This is a genomic window from Paenibacillus sp. ICGEB2008 (assembly GCF_000307675.1).
Lineage (GTDB): Bacteria > Bacillota > Bacilli > Paenibacillales > Paenibacillaceae > Paenibacillus > Paenibacillus polymyxa.
On sequence record NZ_AMQU01000007.1, the window covers coordinates 193,072 to 216,687 of the forward strand.

A 23,616-nucleotide genomic window follows, 5' to 3' on the forward strand; every position below is an offset into this window, starting at 1 on the left:
AAGATTCATCAATGATGTTGGAAATTGTAAATTTATTAACTGGAAGCTAATAAATCTTACGATATACGGGGGGAATAGCATGTATACAAAAAGGTTCAAAACCCTGGTTGATGTTATTACAGAACGGGGAAAGAGTGACCATAAATTTATAACCTTTATTGAGTCGGATCAAAACGAAACAACACTTACTTATAAAGATTTATATTGGGAAGCTCTAGCGTTTCTGGAGAATCTTCAGAATGCAGGAGTGAAGCAGGGACAGGAAATCGTATTTCAAATAGAAAATAATCGTCATTTTGTGAAAGCGTTTTGGGCTTGCATTCTTGGTGGTATGATCCCGGTACCTGTCAGCATCGGTAACAATGATGAGCATAGAATGAAGCTTTTTAAAATCTGGGATGTTCTTAACGATCCTTTTTTACTCATCGAGCCCAAAATATTAAAAGACCTTGAGAAATATACCCTGAAAACCAATCAGAATAACCTATTCGAAAATATCCGCCATCGTCATCAATTACTTCTTCAAGACCATGAACAACCTAAGCAATCCTTTGCAAAGATACACACCCCTCAATTGGAGGATATAGCATTTATTCAGTTTTCCTCCGGTTCCACAGGTGATCCTAAGGGAGTCATCCTTACACATCATAATCTCATTCATAACACAAGTGGAATTATAAATAGGACGGTCGTCACAGAGCAAGATTCGTTCTTGCAGTGGATGCCTCTAACCCATGATATGGGTTTAATTTACAATCATATTACCCCATTAGTTGCTGGAGTGAATCAGTACATTATGCCGACTTCGCTGTTCATTCGTCAGCCAGTACTTTGGATAAAAAAAGCTAGTGAACATCAAGTAAGCATTATATCCTCGCCGAACTTTGGATATAAGTATTTCATGCAATTTTTCAAACCCGAAAAAGCAATGAACTGGGATCTGTCCAAGATCCGTACCATCATCAATGGTGCTGAACCTATCTCTACTGAATTATGTGACGCATTTCTTGAGACATTAGCTCCTTTTGGATTAAAAAGAACGAGTATGCGAGCATCATATGGTTTAGCAGAAGCATCGGTTGGAGTTGCTATCCCGCCAATTGATGCTGACTATATAACCGTTTATGTTGATCGTAAGCACTTAAACATTGGAGAGTCTGTCTTGGAGGTAGACAAGACTTTTCATAATGCTCTGCCATTTGTTGTAGTCGGTCAGTCGTTAGATTATTGTGAAATCAGAATATGCAATGACGAGGATGAGGAAGTCGCAGATCGCGTTATTGGGCATATACAAATCAAAGGTGAAAATGTTACAAAGGGATACTATAACAACGAGAATTCGACATCCAAACTTTTGACGCTAGACGGATGGGTGAGAACTGGCGATCTGGGGTTCTTCCGTGAAGGTCAATTAGTCGTCACAGGGAGAGCAAAGGATATCATATTTGTAAATGGACAGAACGTTTACCCTCATGACATCGAGCGTATCGCTGAGGAAGTAGAAGGAGTCGAACTTAATCGTGTGGCGGCGTGTGGAGTTCGTGTTAATGGGATGGAATCAGAGGAAATTGTGGTATTTGTCGTATCCAAAAAGACGATAGGAAAATTTTCTCCAATTGCAACTCAATTAAAAAAACATTTGTATCGTCATGGAGGATGGGCGGTTCACGATATTATACCTATTAAGCAAATGCCCAAAACGACTAGTGGAAAGTTGCAGAGGTATAAGCTTGCGGCTCAGTATGAAGCGGGACATTATCAGGAGACTTCATTAGTTTTAAAAGGGATTATGGAGCAAGAAAACAAAAATCAAAAATTGCCTACACTTTCGTTTGAGATCGAAAAAGTACTTCACGATATTTGCTGCGAGGTATTACTTAGGGAAGAGGTTGATACGAGAGACAGCTATTTTGATTTAGGAGCCAATTCCCTACAACTGGTTCAGATTACAGACAAAATTGAAAATCAGCTGGGGATTAAGCTTGCAGTTACCGATTTGTTTGATCATCCCTCAATAGCTCACTTGGCAGAATTTTTAGCGAGCCCTACTGATTCTGAACAACAGCATATTCCTACGGATGATACGGATCACAATCATAGCAAGGACGTGGCTATTATTGGGCTCTCTTTGGACTTACCTGGTTCTTCATCTGTGTCACAGTATTGGGATCATATTGTCCAAGGCGATGACTGTATCGGGAACTTAGGCTCTCAACGTAAGCAAGACGCCATCGATTATTTATCAGTTGTGGATCAAAGGAAGGGAGAAGAAGAGTTTATAGAAGGCGGCTTCCTAGAAGAAATTGATAAATTTGATTATGCGTTCTTCAAGCTGAGTCCTGTGGAAGCTAGCTATATGGACCCTAATCAGAGATTGTTCCTTCAGACGGCATGGCATGCACTTGAAGATGGGGGTTATGCAGGGGATCGGATTCATGGACAAAAGGTAGGAGTTTACGTCGGCTACTCAAAAGTGGGCTACGATTATGAGCGGATGCTCTCTAAAGGAGAACCGGACAAATTTCACCAGTATATTGTTGGAAATTTACCGTCAGTGCTGGCAAGTCGAATTTCTTACTTTCTTAATTTAAAAGGTCCAGCAGTAACAGTGGATACGGCGTGCTCCTCTTCACTTGTCGCGATTCATATGGCTTGCAAGGCGTTAGCGACAGGGGATTGCAAGATGGCGATTGCCGGAGGAATTCGAACGATGCTATTACCAGTGAAGCTGGGACTAGATATGGAATCGCCAAATTACAGAGCTCGTACCTTTGATGCAGAAGCGGATGGAACAGGTGTAGGAGAAGGGGTTGCAGCGGTTCTGTTGAAGCCTCTCGATCAAGCTTTGCAAGACGGAGACCGTATTTATGCAGTAATAAAAGGAAGTGCGGTGAATCAGGATGGTACAACGGTAGGAATTACTGCGCCTAGTCCTTCCGCACAGGCAGAAGTGGTGGAGGCGGCTTGGAATGATGCGGCTATTCACCCGGAAACTCTGTCATTTATCGAAGCCCATGGAACGGGAACTAAACTGGGGGACCCTATTGAGATCGCGGGATTGACACAAGCCTTTGAAAAATATACGGATAAAAAACAATTTTGTGCAATAGGTTCTGTCAAACCCAATATTGGTCACTTATTTGAAGCAGCAGGAATATCCAGTCTTATTAAAGCAGTTCTGATGCTGCAAACGAGGAAGAATCCTCCGTTGGTTCATTTTAAGAGGCCTAGTTCCCGTATTAATTTTGAATTGTCGCCGTTTTATTTAACGACAGAAGTAGCGGATTTAAGTTCAAATGATGCCCCACTTCGCTGCGGAGTAAGTTCTTTTGGTTTCAGTGGAACAAATGCTCATGTTGTTATGGAAGAGTTTATAGAAACGCGAACAGATGATGATTCTGTAAACACGCCGGATGGCATTCATCTTTTTACGGTTTCTGCAAAAAATGAGCGAAGTCTGCATCATTTGGTTGAGGGATATGTGGACTATTTACGCCAAAATCCAGCGGTTTCCTTGGAGCAGATGTGCTATACCACACATATCGGCAGAGCTCATATGGAACATAAATTAGCAGTTATTACTTCCAGTCCAGAGGATTTATTACACAAGTTGGAGCGATGGACTTCCGGGAACAAACGAGAGAATACACCTGATATGTATATAGGTTCTCATAAACAGAGCGTTGATCATAAACGGGAAAAAGATGATACGGTAGGTCGATTGATTACAGCCATTAGAGCAAGTGCACATACAGATGTTCACGCTCTACGCCAATTGGGTGAACTGTACGTCAAAGGTATGGCTATTCCGTGGCAAGCGCTTTATGCGGATGATATCAAAATAATCCAGTCGCTGCCTTTGTACCCTTTTGAACGAAATCGTTGCTGGTTTACTCCAAAAGTAGTGCAGATAAGTAACGTAGGCAGGGAGGAGAAAAGTATGGAGTCCGCGTATCCAAAAGAACTGCAAGCTACAGATCAGCTAGACTACACAGCGAAGATTTCCAAAGTATTAAAAGATGTAATCAGTAAAGTTTCCGGTTTTACGGTGGAACAACTGGATGAACAGATGCATTTTCTCGAAATGGGCTTGGATTCAATTATGCTAGTTCAAGTTCAAAAAGAAATTAGAGAACAATTTAATGTGGATGTTCCCATGAACCACTTCTTTGAAAGTGTTACAAACCTGGATCGTCTAACAACGTTTATTTCAGATTTGACATATACCACCCAATCGGTAGCGGCTGCTGATGCTCTAAGTACGGTCGATGATCGGACAGAAGTCAATCCAGAAAATACGGTTGCTGCAAAGTCTTCGTCCGAGTTTGGTGGCCTGGAAAAGTTACTCTCTCAACAAATTGAATTACTGAACAACCAACAGCTTGGACTTACTCAAGTGTTGACCAAACAACTAGAGATGCTTAGTGGCGGTCAAGGGGGAACTATTCAGGCTGCACCGTTAACAACAAACAAAGACACAGTCAGTGTTCAGCCTACAACTCTGCATGCTGTGGCAACTGACGTGCCTATCACTTCTACAATTAAAGTGAATACAACTACTGAATCCAAACCCTTTGTACCCTATCAACCTCTACTGATCGGTGAGGAAAGTGGATACAGTGGGCGGCAAAATGATTTCTTACAGCGTTTTATTAAACGATATACTCAACGAACCCGCGGGTCCAAGAAATACACACAGGATAGTCGATTGGTTCATGCTAATAATCGTCATGTGTCTGGGTTCCGGTCCTATTGGAAAGAAATCGTATATCCTATCATTTCAGAGAGCGCTTCGGGTTCAAGGATATGGGATGTAGATGGGAATGAGTACATTGATCTAACTATGGGCTTCGGGGTTCATTTACTGGGTCATAACCCAGCTTGGCTAACCGATACTTTGCGGAGCAATGTGCACGACCGTACGCCTTCGATCGGCCCTATGTCGAATACAGCAGGTGAGGTTGCTGCCTTGATTAGCGAGCTGACAGGTGTGGAGCGGGTTGCCTTTTATAATTCGGGGTCAGAAGCTGTTATGGTTGCTTTACGTTTGGCTAGAGCGGCTACAGGACGCTCCAAAATAGTGCTGTTTGCTGGTTCTTACCATGGAACGTTCGATGGTGTACTGGCTGTGTCCGATCCGAACTCAAGCAGAGGAGAGGCGTTACCCATGGCACCGGGAATTCCTTCGAGCATGATGGAGGATGTTATTGTACTCCCTTATAATCACCCGGATTCTATAAAAGCTATCAAACATTATGCACATGAACTTGCTGCCGTATTGGTTGAGCCTGTACAGAGTCGCAGACCGGATTTGCAACCAAAGGAGTTCTTGAAGCAAATTCGCGAAATAACAGCACATTCGGGAACGGCACTTATTTTTGATGAAGTAATTACAGGATTTAGAATTCATCCAGGAGGTGCTCAGGCCTGGTTTGGAATTAAAGCTGATCTAGTTACTTACGGAAAAGTGGCGGGTGGAGGTATGCCTGTTGGCATTGTCGCCGGAAGCTCAGAGTTTATGGACACTGTAGATGGAGGTGTGTGGTCGTTCGGAGACGACTCCTATCCGGAAAATACGAATATTAAAACATTCGTAGGCGGTACTTTCTGCACACATCCGCTGACCATGCACACGGCTCTAGCGACTTTGAAATATTTGAAGTCTGAAGGGCCGAATCTTCAGGAACAACTGAACCGAAGAACCAACGAATGGGTAGCAGAGCTGAATACTTATTTTAAACAAAATAGTGTACCTATCCACATGGTGAACTATGGCTCACTATTCCGGTTTGTTTCGTTTGGCGACATTGAGCTCTTTTTCCATCTGCTGATTGACAAGGGAATTTACATTTGGGAAGGTCGCAATTGCTTTTTATCGACTGCTCATACAGATGGGGACCTTCAAAAAATTACACAGGCTGTAAAGGAAAGCGTGGAGGAATTGAGAAAAGGGGGATTCTTACCTGACAATACGCCATCACCGGATGGAAATGGAAACCGAAAAAATAATGTGGTTCCCATCGAATCCTCATCGTTCCCTTTAACAAAGGAGCAGCAGCAAATTTGGTTTGCTACGCAATCCAGAAGTGATTCATCCACTGCATTCAATGAAATAGCAGCCTTGCGGATGCAGGGTCAACTGCAGCTTGATACTGTAAAACGTTCAGTTCAAGCAATTGTGAACCGGCATGATTCGCTACGGACGGTTATTGACCTCGATGGCGAAGAACAGCATGTTCTTGACAACGTGAATGTGGTCATCTCACTGAGTGATTTCTCAGGATCTCCTCCATCAGAGCACGAAGAAAAGGTCAAGCAATGGTTTGAGGAAGAGGGGAAAAGGGCGTTTGATTTGACGTCCAAAGATCCGCTGTTCCGAACTCACATTTTACGTTTACAACCGGAAGAACATATTGTGGTGTTCACATTTCATCACATTGTTGCTGATGGTTGGTCGATGGCAGTATTTATCCGTGAATGGGAGCAAGCCTACACTTCTTTCTGCAAAGGTGAAAATATAGTCACGTTGCCTGTACCGCCAAAATTCAGAGAATTTCAAGCTTGGCAGCAGTTGGAGCTAGAACATGCAGGAGTGAGTGAGGCAGTTTCTTACTGGGCACGGACATTGGATTCCGTCCCTGTCGCCATGGACATTCCGTCTGAGGACGGTGGCATGAAGAAAGCATCGTATAGAGGAAGAAGAATAAATATTCGGGCAGACAGTACGCTGGCGAGAAAGTTGAAAAAGCTTAGCATTAAAGCGGGTAACAGCTTGTTTGTTACACTGCTGAGTGCATATAAGGTGTTTCTGCACCGCTTAACTGGAAACACAACGATAGTAGTAGGTATTCCTACCTCTGGACAGTCTAGAATGGAACAAATTAATTTGATCGGTAACTGTGTTAACATGCTGCCGATTGTGAGCCATATTACCAGTAAAGATTCTTTATTTAAGTATATGGCACAAGTTAAGCAAGTCATGCAGGAGGTCGAACCGCTTCAAAGCTACTCTTTTGCTGATCTGATTGAGCGTATTGAGAACATACGGATACCTGAGATGAATGTCATCTTCAATATGGATCGACCAATGCAGAATTTTCATTTTCATGGACTGGACGTCGAATTGATACCGACGCCGATCCTGTACTCCAAATATGACATGTTTCTCAATGTGATGGAGGTCGAGGGAGAGCTTTGGTTTGATTTTGATATTAAAGCCAGCTTGGCCGCACCGGAAACAATGCAGATTTGGGCAGAGTATTTTTTACACATCCTGAATACGATTGCTGATGGGCAGGAACGGGATTTTGTAGATATCTCCCTCTTAAATCAGGATGAACTGAAATATGGGGTTAAAAACTACAGGGACTATGTGGAACTCGAATCCAGCGGCATCACGGACAACGATTCACCAAGAGCCATCTATTTACTGGATCATTATCTGCAACCTGCGCCTGTGGGGACGATCGGGGAACTGCATGTAGTACAGGAAAACGAATCTCCTTCCGAAAATTCAGTGTATTTACCGACAGGAATCCTGGCTTTGCGAACCGCAAACGGTGAATTACAATTGTTGGGACCTGTTCAGAAACGAGTCTATATAAAAGGACATGCCATATATACTGAACAACTTGAACGATTTATTACCTCTATTCCACAAATTAGCGAATGCCAAGTGATAGCCCAGAGCACAGACGGCAGAGCAGACACACTTTTGGTTGCTTATGTTACGAGTCTTAATGATGGAGTAGAGGAAATCCTACGCAAGCAATTGCGAAATCATTTGCAAGACCAATGGGTACCTCAACAGATCGTTCAGCTTGAAAACATGCCCTTAAATTCGCAGGGATATGTAGACTTGTCGCAGCTTTCTACTATGAAACAAGTTGTTAGCAAAGAACCTGTTGAGGCAGTTAGTAGCACGGAGAGAAAAGTAGGAGAAATTTGGGAAACGGTGCTGGGATTAAATCGTGTTAGATCTGATGACAATTTCTTTGATCTAGGAGGAGATTCGTTGAAGGCGACTCTCTTGCTTGCCAGAGTTCATCAAGAGTTTGGCAAACGAATCCCTTTGAATGTACTTTTCCATTCACCGACAGTTTCGACCTTGACCAAGGTGATCGAAGGAGCCAAACAAGGAACAGCCATTTCTATTAAAAAGCTCGAAGAATGTACGCATTATGCAGTATCAGATGCCCAAAGGCGTATGTTTGTCTTACAGGATATGGGGATAGGTACAGCCTACAATATTACGGGTCAGGTGCGTATTGATGGGGATCTAGATATCCCCCGTCTTCAGAAGGCTTGCCTGGATTTGATCCGGCGTCATGAATCATTTCGTACTTCTTTTAATATCGTGGATGGCGAAATTGTACAAGTTATTCATGATGAGCCGACTTTTGAAATCAAAGTCACAGAAATATTGGAGAAAGATGCAGACGAGATGAGTCGCTTGTTTGTCCGTCCGTTTGATCTGCGCCAATGGCCACTTTTCAGAGCAGAATTGTTTCGCTTTGAGGCTAATAAACATATGTTGGTCATGGATATGCATCACAGTATTGCAGATGGGCTTTCGTTATCCCTTTTCCTTAATGAACTCGTACAACTGTACCGGAGTGAAGTTTTAGCTCCGATCCAAATTCAATATAAAGATTTTGTTGCATGGCAAAAGGAACAGTATACCAGTAATCGTTTGTTTGAACAGGAACATTATTGGAAAAATGTTTTGAACGGAGAATTACCTATACTGGCAATGCCTACGGACTTCCCTAGACCATTACATCAAAGCTACGAAGGGGCTGTATTGTCGTATAACATCACTTCAGCGATGACAGAAGAATTAAAGAAGCTTGCCAAAAATACGGGGACTACAGCTTTTATGATCCTGCTTGCGGCTTATAATATACTGCTCGCAAAGTATACGGGTCAGGAAGATATTATTGTAGGAACAGCGGTGGCAGGGCGTCAGCATCCGGACACGGAAACGATGATGGGGATGTTTGTCAACACGTTAGCTTTGCGGAACCGTCCGTCTCCTCAGCGTAGTTTTCATTCATTTTTGCAAGAGGTCAAGGAAACGACTCTACGAGCTATGGATTATCAAGACTATCCTTTTGAAGCATTGATTGAGAGACTGGATATCCGTCGTGACCAAGGACGCAATCCTTTGTTTGATACGATGTTTGTCATGCAGAATTTTGAGATGAGTTCGCTTGAAGCCAATGGAGTAAAATTTCATCCAAGTGAATTCAATCCAGGGATTTCCCAATTCGACTTTGTACTAAGTGCTGACGAATGGCAGGAGGGTCTGGCCTTACGCTTCAATTATTGTACCCAATTGTTCCGATCAGAAACGATTGATCGCCTTGCTAGTCTTTATATACAAATACTACGCTCCATTTTGGAACAACCTTGGAGCGAGATTGGGAAGTTGGAATGGTTACCTGAGGAAGAGAAGTTACAGCTAATACACGGCTTTAACACTTTTGATCTGCCCTCTTCATCGATAGTGAAGAAACAAGAAACGCTGCACTTGCAATTCGAAGAGCAAGCCCTCAAAAGTCCGGATCATGTAGCTGTAGTTCATCAGGGACATGTGATTACTTATAAAGAGCTGAACGAGAAATCAAATCAGCTGGCGAGGGCATTAATGAAGCGGGGAGTAGGGGCAGACACTGTAGTCGGATTAATGGCGGGTCGTTCATTAGATTTGGCCGTGGGTATGTTGGCTATTTTAAAAGCCGGTGGTGCCTATCTTCCAATCGACAGTTCTTATCCAGAAGAACGAATTCACTTTATGCTTGAGGATAGCGGGGCTCCGCTCCTGTTGTTGAATGACTCATCTAATTACAATGCTACTACTTATGAAGGCTTAGTCCTAAATATGGACGATGATGAGTGGTATAAAACAGAAAGCAAGTTGTCTTCCAAGTGGGAATCGGATTCAAGTCATTTGGCATATGTGATCTATACATCGGGCTCAACCGGTACTCCTAAAGGAGTTTGTATTGAGCATCGAGCGATATTAAATACGTTATCTTGGAGAATAAATGAATACGCACTAGAAGCAACAGACCGTATCCTGCCATTGCTGTCTAGCTCATTTGATGCTTTTGTGGGTGCCTTTTTTACTCCGCTGCTGTCTGGAAGTACGGTGGTGCTGCCTACGAATGAGGAATTGAGTGAATTATCGGCTCTGAAGACCTTAATTTTATCAAGTCATATTACACATCTCGTGTGTACTCCTTCCATGTACATGTCTGTTATAGAGGGTCTGGCCCCAGATGAAGCCATGTCTCTCAAGGTTGTAACGTTAGGCGGTGAGAAAGCAACGAAACGGTTGGTAGAAGCCAGCCAAGCCAAACATCCTGGCATTCAATTGTTCAATGAATATGGCCCAACAGAAAATAGCGTAGTTACAACGATGTTACGAGATATGGGGCCTGAAGAAGTGGGGTGTATTGGAAAGCCGATTCCAAATACGGGTGTTCTCATTCTGGATCAATACTTGCAGTTGCGACCAATAGGACTTCCAGGAGAATTATGTGTTTGGGGTAAAGGTATTGCGCGAGAATATCGTAATCGTCCTGAGCTTACGGCGCAGAAATTTATCCCACACCCTTATTTGGACAATATGAAGCTCTACAGAACAGGAGATTTGGCGAGATGGTTACCTGACGGAACGCTAGAGTATCTTGGCCGAGCAGATCAACAAGTTAAAATCAGAGGCTACCGGATTGAGCCAGGTGAAATTGAAAGCACATTGTTGGCTCACAGAGCGGTAAAAGAGGCAGCAGTAGTGATTAAAGGAACAGATGACAATCCGTATTTATGCGCTTATGCCGTTTTGCGGGAATCAGTTACAGTAGATATTTTGAAAGACTATTTGTCGTCAAGCCTGCCTCACTATATGGTACCAGCCCATGTAATTTTGTTGGATGCGATGCCGCTGACAGCAAATGGTAAAGTTAGTAAAAGTGCATTGCCTGAACCAGGTGGTCATCTCAACAAAGAATTACAGCACGTTGGGCCCAATAATGAAACGGAGCAGCTATTGATCGAAATGTGGCAGGATCTGCTGGAGATTTCGCCGATTGGTATACACGATCATTTTTTTGAAATAGGTGGGCACTCGATGAAAGCTACTCTGTTGACTGCGAAAATCAACGAGGTCTTTCATATCGAAATTTCGACTCAAGATATATTTGGGGCACCAACAATCGAAGCACTCTCCAAGAAAATACTTGCTGCCAAGCCAACAGATTATCGACGAATTGAGGCAGTGACTGAGGAAGCTTATTATGAGGTTTCTCCAGCACAATCCAGATTGTTGGCCGTGCTGCCGCTGGATGAGACGGGTGTGGCTTACAACATGTCGGCAGCATTGATGATCGAAGGTCATGTAGATCGAAGAAGAGTGGAGCGTACCTTTGAGCAATTATTAGCTCGGCACGAAGCATTTCGGACCTCGTTCGGATATGTGGATGATAGAGCGGTGCAATTTGTACAACCAGAGGTAAGCTTTGAACTTGGCTTTGCCCGGGCTGCTGGTGATATTACGACAAAGGGCATAGATACATTGATCCATAATTTCATCCGTCCTTTTGATGTTGGCAAAGCCCCACTATTTCGGGCGGAGCTTCTTCAAATGGATCGTGATAAGTTTATGCTTCTTATTGATATGCACCATTTGATAGCTGACGGTACTTCTATCGACACTATTATTAACGAATGGAACAAGCTGTACAAGGGAGAAGAACTTCCCGCTTTACCGCTTCAATACAAAGATTACTCTGCTTGGCTCAGATCGAATACAGAAATTCATGCAAAGCAAGAACAGTATTGGCTTGATCAATATAAAGGGGAGCTTCCCGTACTAGATCTGCCTACAGACTATCAGCGGCCACAATTGCAGAGTTTTGTTGGAGATATGGTGAAAGTCGAACTGTCCGAGAAGCTTATAGAACAGTTGAATCTCACGTGTATTCAAACAGATAGCACACTCTTTATGCTTCTATTTGCTGCCTATAATGTGCTGCTGGGGAAATATGCGGGACAGGAAGATATCGTAATCGGCATCCCAACATCTGGACGAACGCATGCAGATACCAATGGGATCGTAGGGTTATTCGTTAATACACTGGCTATTCGAAACCATCCGGCTAGTCATAAGAGCTTCAAAACCTTTTTGAACGAAGTAAAAGAAAACACGCTGCAAGCTCTGCAAAATCAATCGTATTCATTTGCCGAACTGGTTGATAAGCTGTCCATCAAGAGAGACCTGAGTCGAAATCCGTTGTTTGACACGATGTTCTCCTTTATGAATACGGATGCACAGCAGTGGCAAGCCGATAACCTTAATTTTGAGCTATATCCGTTCAAAACGGGTATTTCCAAATTCGATCTTGTACTGAATGCCGAACAAAAGGCTGGGAGAGTTCATCTGGAATTTGAGTACAGTACAAAACTGTATAAAAAAGAAACCATTGAGCTTCTCGTCGAGCATTACCTGAATGTATTGGAGGAAGTAGTCCAAAACGCTGATATGGCATTGACTGATATTAATCTTCTAAGCGCAACAGAAGCGGCTGCTATGGAGGAACGGTATAACAGCACTCATATAGCTTATCTACAGCCAAGACCCATACATCATTATATTGAGGAGCAGGCTGATAGAAGACCGGATGCTAAAGCTGTTATCTATCAAGATCAGGTGCTGACCTACAAGGAGTTAAATGATCAGGCGAACGCGATAGCAAGCAATTTGTTGGCTAAAGGAATTGGACTTGGAAGTTATGTGCCTATACTCATGGAACGGAGCCTGGAACTGGTAGTATCCATGCTGGCTGTTATGAAAACAGGTGCTGCTTTTTCGCCTCTTGATACAGAGTGGCCTATTGACCGCTTACAGAGCGCCCTGCAGGATTTGGGAAGTTCTACCCTATTGGTCAATTCAAGTACACCTATCAGCTCAGAAATAAATGCTGAAGAGTATCTAGTTATAGACTGCTCTGTAGTCGAAAAGAGGAGTAACGCTATCAGTAACCCGGAAGTAGATGTAGATATGGAATCACCAATCTATGTAATCTTCACTTCGGGTTCAACCGGCAAACCCAAAGGAGTTATTGCTGCCCATAAAGGAATCACCAATCGTTTTCTATGGATGAACGACTATTTTGGAACATCGGCTGCACAAAGTGTTCTCCAGACGACTCATCATGTATACGACAGCGCGGTATGGCAATTGTTTTGGCCATTAATGAACGGCGGAACGACCGTGTTGCCGGAAACAGGCATGACCGTGGATGCTACGTACATGACGAATATCATTGAACAGGAGCGTATTTCTTTTACAGACTTCGTTCCATCCGTATTTAATGCTATTGTCAACCAGTTAGATCAAAATTCAACTCGAACTAAGCAATTGGATTCTCTTCAACAAGTTATTCTTGGTGGTGAGGAAATTACGCCATCGACAGTTCATACATTTTTAACCATTTTTCCTCATGTTCAAATCACGAACCTGTATGGTCCAACGGAGGCAAGTATTGGCTGTGTTGCTTATCGAGTGACAGGAGATGAAGACAGAATTCCGATCGGAAAGCCAATTGCCAATACCAAGATTTATATATTGGACTCTGGACTAAAGAGGGTTCCCGTAGGAATTACAGGAGAAATGTATATTGCAGGTACACCACTTGGGATTGGATATTTGAATGATCCGATCAAAACGAAGGCCAGCTTTATAGATAATCCTTATTCAATGCCTGGCTATGAAAAGCTCTATAAAACGGGGGATTTAGCTAAATACTTGCCTGACGGTAATATTGCATTCCTGGGTAGATCCGATTTTCAGGTCAAAATTCGCGGGTACAGGATTGAACTTAGTGAAATTGAATATCATCTTTTAGGCATAGCTGAAATTCAGGAAACTGTCGTGATGGTCAAAGAAAATAAGGGAAGTTCTTATTTATGCGCTTATGTGGTATCAGCTAACCCAGTAGATACGGATCGTATCAAAATACAGTTGGCTAAGGAGCTTCCTGATTACATGATACCTTCGGTGTATGTTCCGCTTGACATGATTCCCATAACACCAGGCGGAAAGATTAACCGTAAAGCATTACCTGAACCTGACTGGAGCGGTGCCTTAGAAGTAGAGTATGTGGAACCAACAGGTGAGACTGAAGTATTGCTGGCCCACATATGGGAGGAAGTGCTTGCCGTAACAGGCGTAAGTGCGACTCACAACTTCTTTGATTTGGGAGGAGACTCTATTAAGGGTCTACAAATCGTCTCACGTTTGAACACACATGGCTACAAGCTAAGCATTAAAGAATTATTTTTGTACCCTCAGATTAGACAATTGAGCCCATTCGTTAAGGTGATCCGTCGGAAGATTAGTCAGGAAGCCATTGAGGGAGAGCTGCCTTTAACGCCAATACAGCAGCGATTCTTCCATCTACAGAAGATAAGTCCTCAGCATTTTAATCAGTCCGTCATGCTATTTTCTGAAGACGGTTTTGATGAGCAAGGGATTATGGCTGCATTTGACTGCATTGTTAAACAGCATGATGCCTTAAGAATGACATTCTGTCAGAGAGAAGATCGCATCGTTCAATACAATGAAGGACTAAACAATCAACCACTATCCTTGACGATAAAATCACTGCCTGAAGGTCTACCAGCAGAAGCATGGATTGAGCAAGAAGCGACGGCTATTCAAAGTAGTTTCGATCTCACCACCGGTCCTTTAATGAAGCTTGGATTATTCCGGACTGCTGAGGGGGATCACCTGCTCATTGCGGTTCATCACCTGGTAGTTGATGGGGTTTCGTGGAGAATTATTTTACAAGATTTTACGTCCCTTTATCAGCAATATCAGCAGGGGACAGCACTACACTTGCCAGACAAAACGGATTCTTACCGCTCATGGGCACAAGAAATAAGCCAATATGCAACAAGCGAGGAGCTGGCGCAGGAACTGGAATACTGGGCACAGCTGGAGCAAACTCAGTCCGGAGCGTTGCCTAAAGACAGCTCCTATGAAACCAACATGTTGCGTGATAGTGAAAATGGAAGTGTATCACTTGATAATGAGAACACTAGCAAATTGTTAAGACAGGTGCACCAGGCCTACAATACTGAAATTAATGACATTTTGCTCACTGCTCTTGGATTAAGTATCAAAGAATGGACTCAGCAGTCTCGTGTGTTGATCTATCTTGAAGGGCATGGGCGAGAAGAAGTATTTCAGGAAATGAACATTTCCAGAACTGTTGGCTGGTTCACAACAATGTATCCATTTTTACTGGAAGTGGACAATGCGCATGATCTCTCATATCAGATTAAGAACATTAAAGACAGCCTTAGAAGGATACCGAACAAGGGCTTTGGGTATGGGGTATTAAACTATGCTCAAGTGAATGAGTCTGGTGTGACTGCATTTCAGGCCGCTCCTGAAATTGCCTTTAATTATATGGGGCGTTTTGATACGGAACTAGATACAGATGTATTTACACTTTCTAAATTTTCCTCTGGAGAAGAGGCTAGTCCCTTCACGGAAAGATCTGTAGCGTTAGATATCAACTGCATTATTAATGAAAGCGAACAATTAATTATTACATGCAACTATAACAAGCAAGAATACCAGCAACAAACCATTGAACAACTATTATTTTTATTCCAAAAACATTTGACGAATCTAATCGACCATTGCTGCAGCAAACAAGTAACGGAACAAAGTCCAACTGATTTTCTCTATGACAAGTTGTCAATCGATGAGTTTCAGAACCTGTCCCAACTCTTAAGTAACAAACTAAACTTGTAGCAAAGTGGTGAGCCGTATGAGAAACGCACTCATTCAAAACATTTATCCATTGACACCCATGCAGGAGGGGCTTCTATATCACTCCATTTTAGACGAGCACTCAGAAGCATATTTTGATCAAACGGTCATTACCTTAAATGAACGGTTGAATGCAGAGACGCTGAAGGAAAGCTTCCAAACCCTAATTGACCGTTATGATGTGTTACGGACTGTGTTTGTTTATAAAGAAACAGACCAACCGTTACAAGTCGTGCTGGCTAATAAAGAAGCAACGATTGATTATAGAGACATTACTGAATTAAATGAAGCAGAACAACGTTTATATGTTGATAATTTTACGATTAATGATCGGAAAATGCGTTTTGATCTTGAAAAAGATCTCCTTATTCGGATAAGTGTTCTTGCATTAAGTGATACAAGCTGCAAAATGATTCTAAGCTTTCATCACATCATTATGGATGGCTGGTGTATTGGTACCATTGCGAAGGATCTGTTCCAAATTTACAGAGCTTATTCCATCAAGCAGAAGCCAGAATTGGACGCTGTATTTCCGTATAGCCGATATATCAGTTGGTTAGGGCAGCAAAATAAGAAGACAGCTCTTGCTTATTGGGAACAACAATTATCAGGTGTGGAAGAGCAAAGTGGCTTACCTCTTAGCAGCAAGTCAACTGAGGATGGAAGCTACAAGCTGAACAACCATATTTTTACCTTGGATGAGCAGTTAACCCGTGGTTTGGAAATGATAGCACAGCAAAATCAGGTAACCTTAAGTTCTGTATTTCACGGGATATGGGGTCTGTTGCTGCAAAGATACAATGACACCAAGGATGTGGTATTTGGTTCCGTTGTTTCCGGCCGTCCAGCTGAGCTGGAAGGGTCGGAGAAAATGGTTGGATTATTTATTAATACGATTCCTGTACGTATTTGTCATAAAGAAGCACAAACATTTTCCCAGATAATCAAACAATTTCAGCAGAACATGATGGAATCGGGGAAGTACCATTTTCTATCCTTGGCTGATATCCAGATGCTAACCCCACTGGGTAAGAACTTGATCCACCATATCATAGCGTTCGAAAACTATCCAATTACTGAAGAGCTTGCGGGTGGCGAAGGAGAACAGCTTGCTTCAATTGTGGAAACCGAAGGTTTTGAGCAAACGAATTATGATTTTAATATTGGAGTCATTCCTGGTAAAGAATTGAAAGTGAAGTTCGGCTATAACAGTATTGCTTATCAAGCTTCAGATATTCAAAGAATTGAACTGCACCTAAAACAAATAGCTGAACAGGTAGTCTCTAATCCGCACATGGATGTGGACGATATTGATTTGCTTTCTGGCGAGGAAAAACACAGAATCCTGCGAGATTTTAATGATACCAATGCCTTGTATCCTCAAAGTCAAACGATTCAACAGCTTTTCGAAGAGCAGGCGGCGCTGACGCCGAATCGTTTGGCAGCAGCATTCGCTGATGGGCGGTTAACTTATCTGGAATTGAACGAACGGGCTAATCGATTGGCTCGCGTCTTGAGGATGAAAGGGGTGCAAACCGGCCAGATTGTTGGGATTGCAGCCTATCGCTCACCGGAGATGCTAGTCGGGATCATGGCTATTCTTAAGGCAGGGGGGGCTTACTTGCCAATCAATCCAGAGGATCCTCTGGAACGAATTCAATATATAGCGGGTAACAGCGGAACTTCCATCCTGCTGGTGCAGCAGGAAATCCAATCTACATTGAAGGATCTTTCACAGAATATCAGCGTGCTTGCGATCGGAGCAGACTGGGCAACTGAAAAAACTAATCTTGAACCTTACAGTGGGCCGGAGGATGTAGCTTACGTAATTTATACTTCCGGTTCTACAGGTAAGCCTAAAGGGGTTATGATTCGTCACACCTCTATAGTGAATCGACTTCATTGGATGCAAAAAAAGTATCCGATTGGTGTGGACGATACCATTTTACAGAAAACACCTTACACCTTTGATGTTTCTGTATGGGAACTATTTTGGTGGGCTATAGCCGGAGCTTCAGTCTACTTTCTTCCACCTGATGGGGAGAAGGATCCCAAGCTACTGGTGAACACGGTGGCAGAGCAGAAAATTACAACCCTTCATTTTGTACCTTCCATGTTGTCTGTTTTTTTGGAGTATGTTGAGCAGCACCAAGCAGAGGGAAAACTCAGCAGTATTAAACGAGTTTTCGCTAGCGGGGAGGCACTAACAGTAAAGCAAGCCAGACGGTTTAATACTCTGCTTCGAAAGCCGAATGGCACAACTCTGCATAATTTATACGGACCAACAGAGGCAACAGTGGATGCAACATGGTTTGATTGCCCGGATGGAGATGATTTGCAGAGTATTCCAATCGGTAAGCCGATTGACAATAACCGGTTGTACATTTTGGATCAGGAGGGGAGACTGCTTCCTGTCGGTATTCCGGGGGAACTTTATATTGCTGGTACAGGAGTAGCCCTAGGCTACATTAATCAACCTGATCTAACGGACGAAAGATTCACCGATAGTCCCTTCGTTATCGGAGAGCGCATGTATAAAACAGGGGACTTGGCAAAGTGGCTTCCTGACGGCAATGTGGAGTATCTCGGAAGAACAGACCATCAGGTGAAAATTCGTGGATATCGTATTGAGACTGGAGAAATCGAAAAGGTCCTTCTCTCTCATCATGACATCAGAGAGGCCGTGGTTCTATCTAGAAAGGACCAAGAGGACGAAACGTATTTATGCGCTTATATTGTGTCTGACCGTGAACTCTTAACACAGGAAATACGATCCTATTTGAAAGCGTCTCTGCCCTTGTATATGGTACCTGCTCATCTAATACAGATTGCTGCGATACCTCTTACGAATAATGGAAAGGTGAACCGAGGAGCGCTTCCTGAGCCCCATCATGTGATTCGGGAGCAGGGGTTTGTAGCTCCTCGTACAGATACAGAAACTCGTCTAGTACGTTTGTGGGAGGATATTCTGCATGTGAGCCCAATAGGTGTACACAGCCATTTTTTTGAACTGGGTGGACATTCGCTGAAGGCTACAATACTGATCGGGAAAATTATTCGAGAATTCCAGGTCGAGTTGCCTATGCGTGAAATTTTTGAGTATCCAACTGTGGAAAGTATGAGCAAACTCATTGAACGTACCATCGGGAGAGGGGCAGGTACATTTACCGAAATTGCTCTACTTTCTGGTCAAACCTATTATCCGGTTTCCTCCTCGCAAAGACGTCAGATGATACTGCATCAACTTGAAGGAGCGGAACTGGTTTACAATATGCCTTCTGTCATGCTCGTTCAAGGCCATCTGGATCAGGAGCGGTTGAAAATGGCATTCACCACTCTGATTCACAGGCATGAAGCATTGCGCACTTCATTTTCATGGATCAATGGAGAGCCGGTTCAAAGCGTACATGACGAAGTAGAATTTGAGTTGAAGATTCATAGTCTGACCAGCAAAGAGGATTTAGAGGAACAGCAAATAGAAACGGTGCTAAGTGAATTCGTCCAACCGTTTGACCTGAGCCGTGCCCCTTTATTAAGAGGCGAGCTGATTCCGTTGACAGAGAACCAAAATATGCTGCTGGTTGATTTGCACCATATTATTTCGGATGGCGTTTCTATGTCTATTATTATGGATGAATTTGTAAAAGCGTATGATGGACAAGCACTTCCGCCTCTATCCGTTCAGTACAAAGATTATGCTAGCTGGCATAATGAGCAAGTAAATCATGGATTTATTAAAGATCAGGAATCCTACTGGCTGGATCTCTTTAAACATGAGCCGCCGGTACTGGAGCTACCAACAGATTTCCCAAGACCGTCTATTCAAAGCTATGAAGGTAACACGGTATCCCGAATCCTGGGCGATGATATAACAGAGCCACTTCACAAACTTGCAGCTGAAACTCAAAGTACATTGTTCATGATTTTACTGGCTGTATATAACGTTGTTTTGTCCAAGCATGCACGACAAGACGACATTGTCATCGGTACACCGGTTGCTGGGAGAAGACATCCAGATACAGAAAAGATCGTCGGCATGTTTGTTAATACGTTGGCACTACGTACTAGCCCTTCAGCGGAGAAGAGTCTTTCAGCTTTTCTGGACGAAGTTAAGGAAACGGTTTTATCTGCTTTTGAGCATCAGGAATATCCCTTTGAACAATTGGTCGAAAAGCTTGCGCTGCGGAGAGATGTGAGCCGAAGCCCGATCTTCGACACCATGTTTGTCATGCAAAATACAAAAGGACAGCCGCTACAATCTAGTGGGTTGGAATTCAAACCGTTTCCGTTCAATCCAGGTGTATCCCGATTTGATTTAACCTTGAGTGCGGAAGAAACAGGTAGCTACCTTCATTTAAATTTGGAGTATAACAGTGCTTTGTTCCAAAAGGACACTGTTGAACGCTTCTTGGATCATATGGTGGTGGTGCTAAGGTCGTTTGTAGCTAATAGCACACAAACCATAGGTGATACCGATTTGTTAACAGCGGTAGAAAAAGAATTGATTTTGAAGAAATTCAACGGGACGGCTGCGCCTTATCCAAGGGAGAAGACGATTCATCAATTGTTTGAGGAGCAGGTGGAGCGAACACCGGAACATCCGGCAGCCCTATACAAAGATCGGCAATTGACGTACCGGGAGCTGAATGCCCAAGCGAATCGGGTGGCTCACGTCCTACGGAAGAAAGGGATCGGGCCCGACCAAATGGTGGGCATCGCAGTTCATCGATCGCTGGAGATGATCGTCGGCCTGCTGGGGATTTTGAAGGCAGGCGGGGCGTATCTGCCGCTACATCCAGAGGACCCGGAAGAACGGCTGGGATTCATGCTGGAGGATAGCGAGGCATCTATCCTGCTGACCCAGCGGGATCAGTTGGACCGCCTTCATCCGCATGGAGCCAATCGCGAGCTGATCGCTATCGAAGATCTGCTGATGGAGGGGATGGAGCTTACAGGAGAAGAGTGCGAGAAGAACCCGGAACCCGTTAACTGCTCAACCGATTTGGTGTACGTGATTTATACGTCAGGCTCCACCGGCAAGCCGAAGGGGGTCATGATTGAGCACGCATCGCTGATCAACCGTCTGCACTGGATGGAACAACGAATTCCGTTTGGAGCGGAGGATGTGATCCTGCAAAAAACGCCATACACCTTTGACGTATCGTTGTGGGAGCTGTTCTCATGGGCGATTCAGGGATCGACAGTATGCTTTTTGGAGCCGGGAGGCGAGAAAGACCCGGCAGCGATAGCTGAAACGGTGGAAGCCAACGGGGTAACGGCGATCCATTTTGTGCCATCCATGCTGGGAGCATTCCTGGAGTATATCGAGCATAGCGGAGCCGCCGGAAAAATGCGTAGTGTCCGGCGAGTATTTGCCAGCGGGGAAGCGCTGATGACAGAACATGTCCGCCGGTTTAACCGTTTGCTGGGAGCCGAAGGAGCCACGCTACACAACCTGTATGGACCGACAGAGGCAACGGTAGAGGTGGCGTATTACGACTGTCCTGCCGAGCAGGAACCAGAGAGCATTCCGATTGGGAAGCCGATTGATAACGTAAAACTGTATATTTTGGACCATAAAGACCGATTGCAGCCGATAGGTGTACCGGGCGAGCTGCACATTGGAGGGGACTGCGTAGCCCGAGGATATGTGAATCGGAAAGAACTGACGGAGGAGAAGTTCGTAGCGGACCCCTATGCGGCAGGGGGACGGATGTACCGGACGGGAGACTTGGCGAGGTGGCTACCGGATGGAAACATTGAATATATGGGTCGGATTGACCATCAGGTGAAAATTCGGGGCTACAGGATCGAACTGGGTGAGATTGAAGCGGCAATACTGGCCTACGAAGGGGTCCAGACGGCAGTAGTGCTTGCTCGTGATGACCGTTCTGGGGGAAGTTATTTATGCGCCTATGTTGAACATGCCCAGGAGTTCAATATACAAGCATTAAAGGCTCGTATTAAAGAAGTTCTACCCGAGTACATGGTGCCTGCTTATATCGTATCTATGGAAGCTATGCCTTATCTATCGAGCGGTAAGATCGATAGAAAAGCATTGCCTGAGCCTGATCACAGTCTGTCGATTGAGGTAGATTATATTTCTCCTTCCAATGAGGTTGAAGCGTTGATGGCCGAAATCTGGCAAGAGGTTCTTGGCTATGCTCCTATCGGAACGAATCATAACTTTTTTGAATTGGGCGGAGATTCAATTAAAGCTATTCAAATTTCCACACGTCTAAGTAAGCACGGATATCGTATGGAAATTAAGGACCTTTTCCGTCATCAAACGATAGGTAGCCTGACTCCGGATCTAAGAGCAGTCAGTGTTCAAGCCGAACAAGGGATTATTGAAGGAGAGGCTGAGTTATCGCCTATCCAACGATGGTTTTTTGAGCAAAAGTTCACGGAATCGAACTATTGGAACCAGGCTGTTATGTTGTATAGCCAAAAGGGATGGAAGGAAGAACTGGTCGATCAGGTGTTGTGTAAACTGACAGAGCATCATGATGCCTTACGAATGACATATACAGCGAGTCCGGACAGGATCACTCCCGTCATTCATGGTACGAATCGAAAGGCATATGCTCTTACTGTTCTGGATGTAAGCCATGAGGCATCCATTGAAGAAGCAATCCAAAGCCTTAGCGAAGCGATTCAGCGGCGTATGAATTTGGAAGAGGGTCCACTTGTGCAAGCAGGGTTGTTTCACACGGCTCAAGGGGATCACTTATTGCTCGCGATTCATCATTTGGTGGTAGATGGAGTTTCTTGGAGAATTCTATTGGAAGATTTGGAGCAAGGGTATATGCAGGCGCTTAATAATGAAGAAATTCTCTTCCAGGCGAAGACCCATTCATGGAAGGACTGGACCCATCGCCTGGGTGATGATGCAAAGGGTGCGCGTCCAGCTCGTTACAAGCGTTATTGGGAGAATGTGATCCGTCATGCCAGTAAACCGCTTCATAAAGACTACCTGGTCGCTGACAGAAGAGGGAAAGACCTGAAAATCTGCAGCGTAAGGCTTTCCAAGCAACAAACAGATTGTCTGCAGAAGGATGTACACAAGGCTTATAGTACGAATGTAAACGATCTACTGTTGACAGCCTTTGGACTGGCATTGAGAGACTGGACTGATAATGATGAATTCACCATTTTGCTGGAAGGACACGGACGGGAACAGATCTTTGATGATATAGATATAACCAGAACGGTCGGCTGGTTTACTACGATGTATCCTATTCATCTGGATATGAAGCATAATGCAGATTTAGCTTACCAAATTAAGCTGACCAAGGAAGCGTTGCGACGTGTTCCTAATAAGGGCATTGACTTCGGAATTCTGGAATATATGACCTTACACGATTTGAAAAGTACTAATCAGGGACATTTTGCACCTGAAATCCGGTTTAATTATCACGGCCAGATTGATTCAGGCTCCGTTGCGCCTTTATTTGTCGAATCAAAGTATTCTCCGGGCCGGACAGTAAGTGAGGAGACCGAGACACCATTTGTGCTTGATATTAATGGCAGTATCGAACAGGGGATATTAACCCTCGAGATCGAGTATAGCAGTCGTGAATATGCTGAATCGAGTATTCAAAAATTGGGGAATTTCTTGCAAAGTCGTTTGCTAGAAATTATTGAGCATTGCTCTGAAAAGAAGGAGAAGGAATGGACTCCCGCAGATGTGAGCGATGAGAATCTTTCAATTAACGATTTGGATGAGATTATGGCCTACTATAAAAATAATACATCTTCCTAGGCGG

Annotated in this window: 2 protein-coding genes; both read left to right on the top strand. The window is 43.8% G+C overall.

The window, feature by feature from the left end; all coding sequences use genetic code 11:
• Positions 1-79 precede the first annotated feature (79 nt).
• Positions 80-15,829: a non-ribosomal peptide synthetase gene (locus tag C400_RS0105840; protein ID WP_017426296.1), complete on the top strand. Its 15,750-nt coding sequence runs from the start codon at positions 80-82 to the stop codon at positions 15,827-15,829.
• A 16-nt stretch (positions 15,830-15,845) separates the two neighbouring features.
• On the top strand, positions 15,846-23,612 hold the full coding sequence (locus C400_RS0105845; RefSeq protein ID WP_026065376.1) for a non-ribosomal peptide synthetase: 7,767 nt from the start codon (positions 15,846-15,848) through the stop codon (positions 23,610-23,612).
• Positions 23,613-23,616 lie beyond the last annotated feature (4 nt).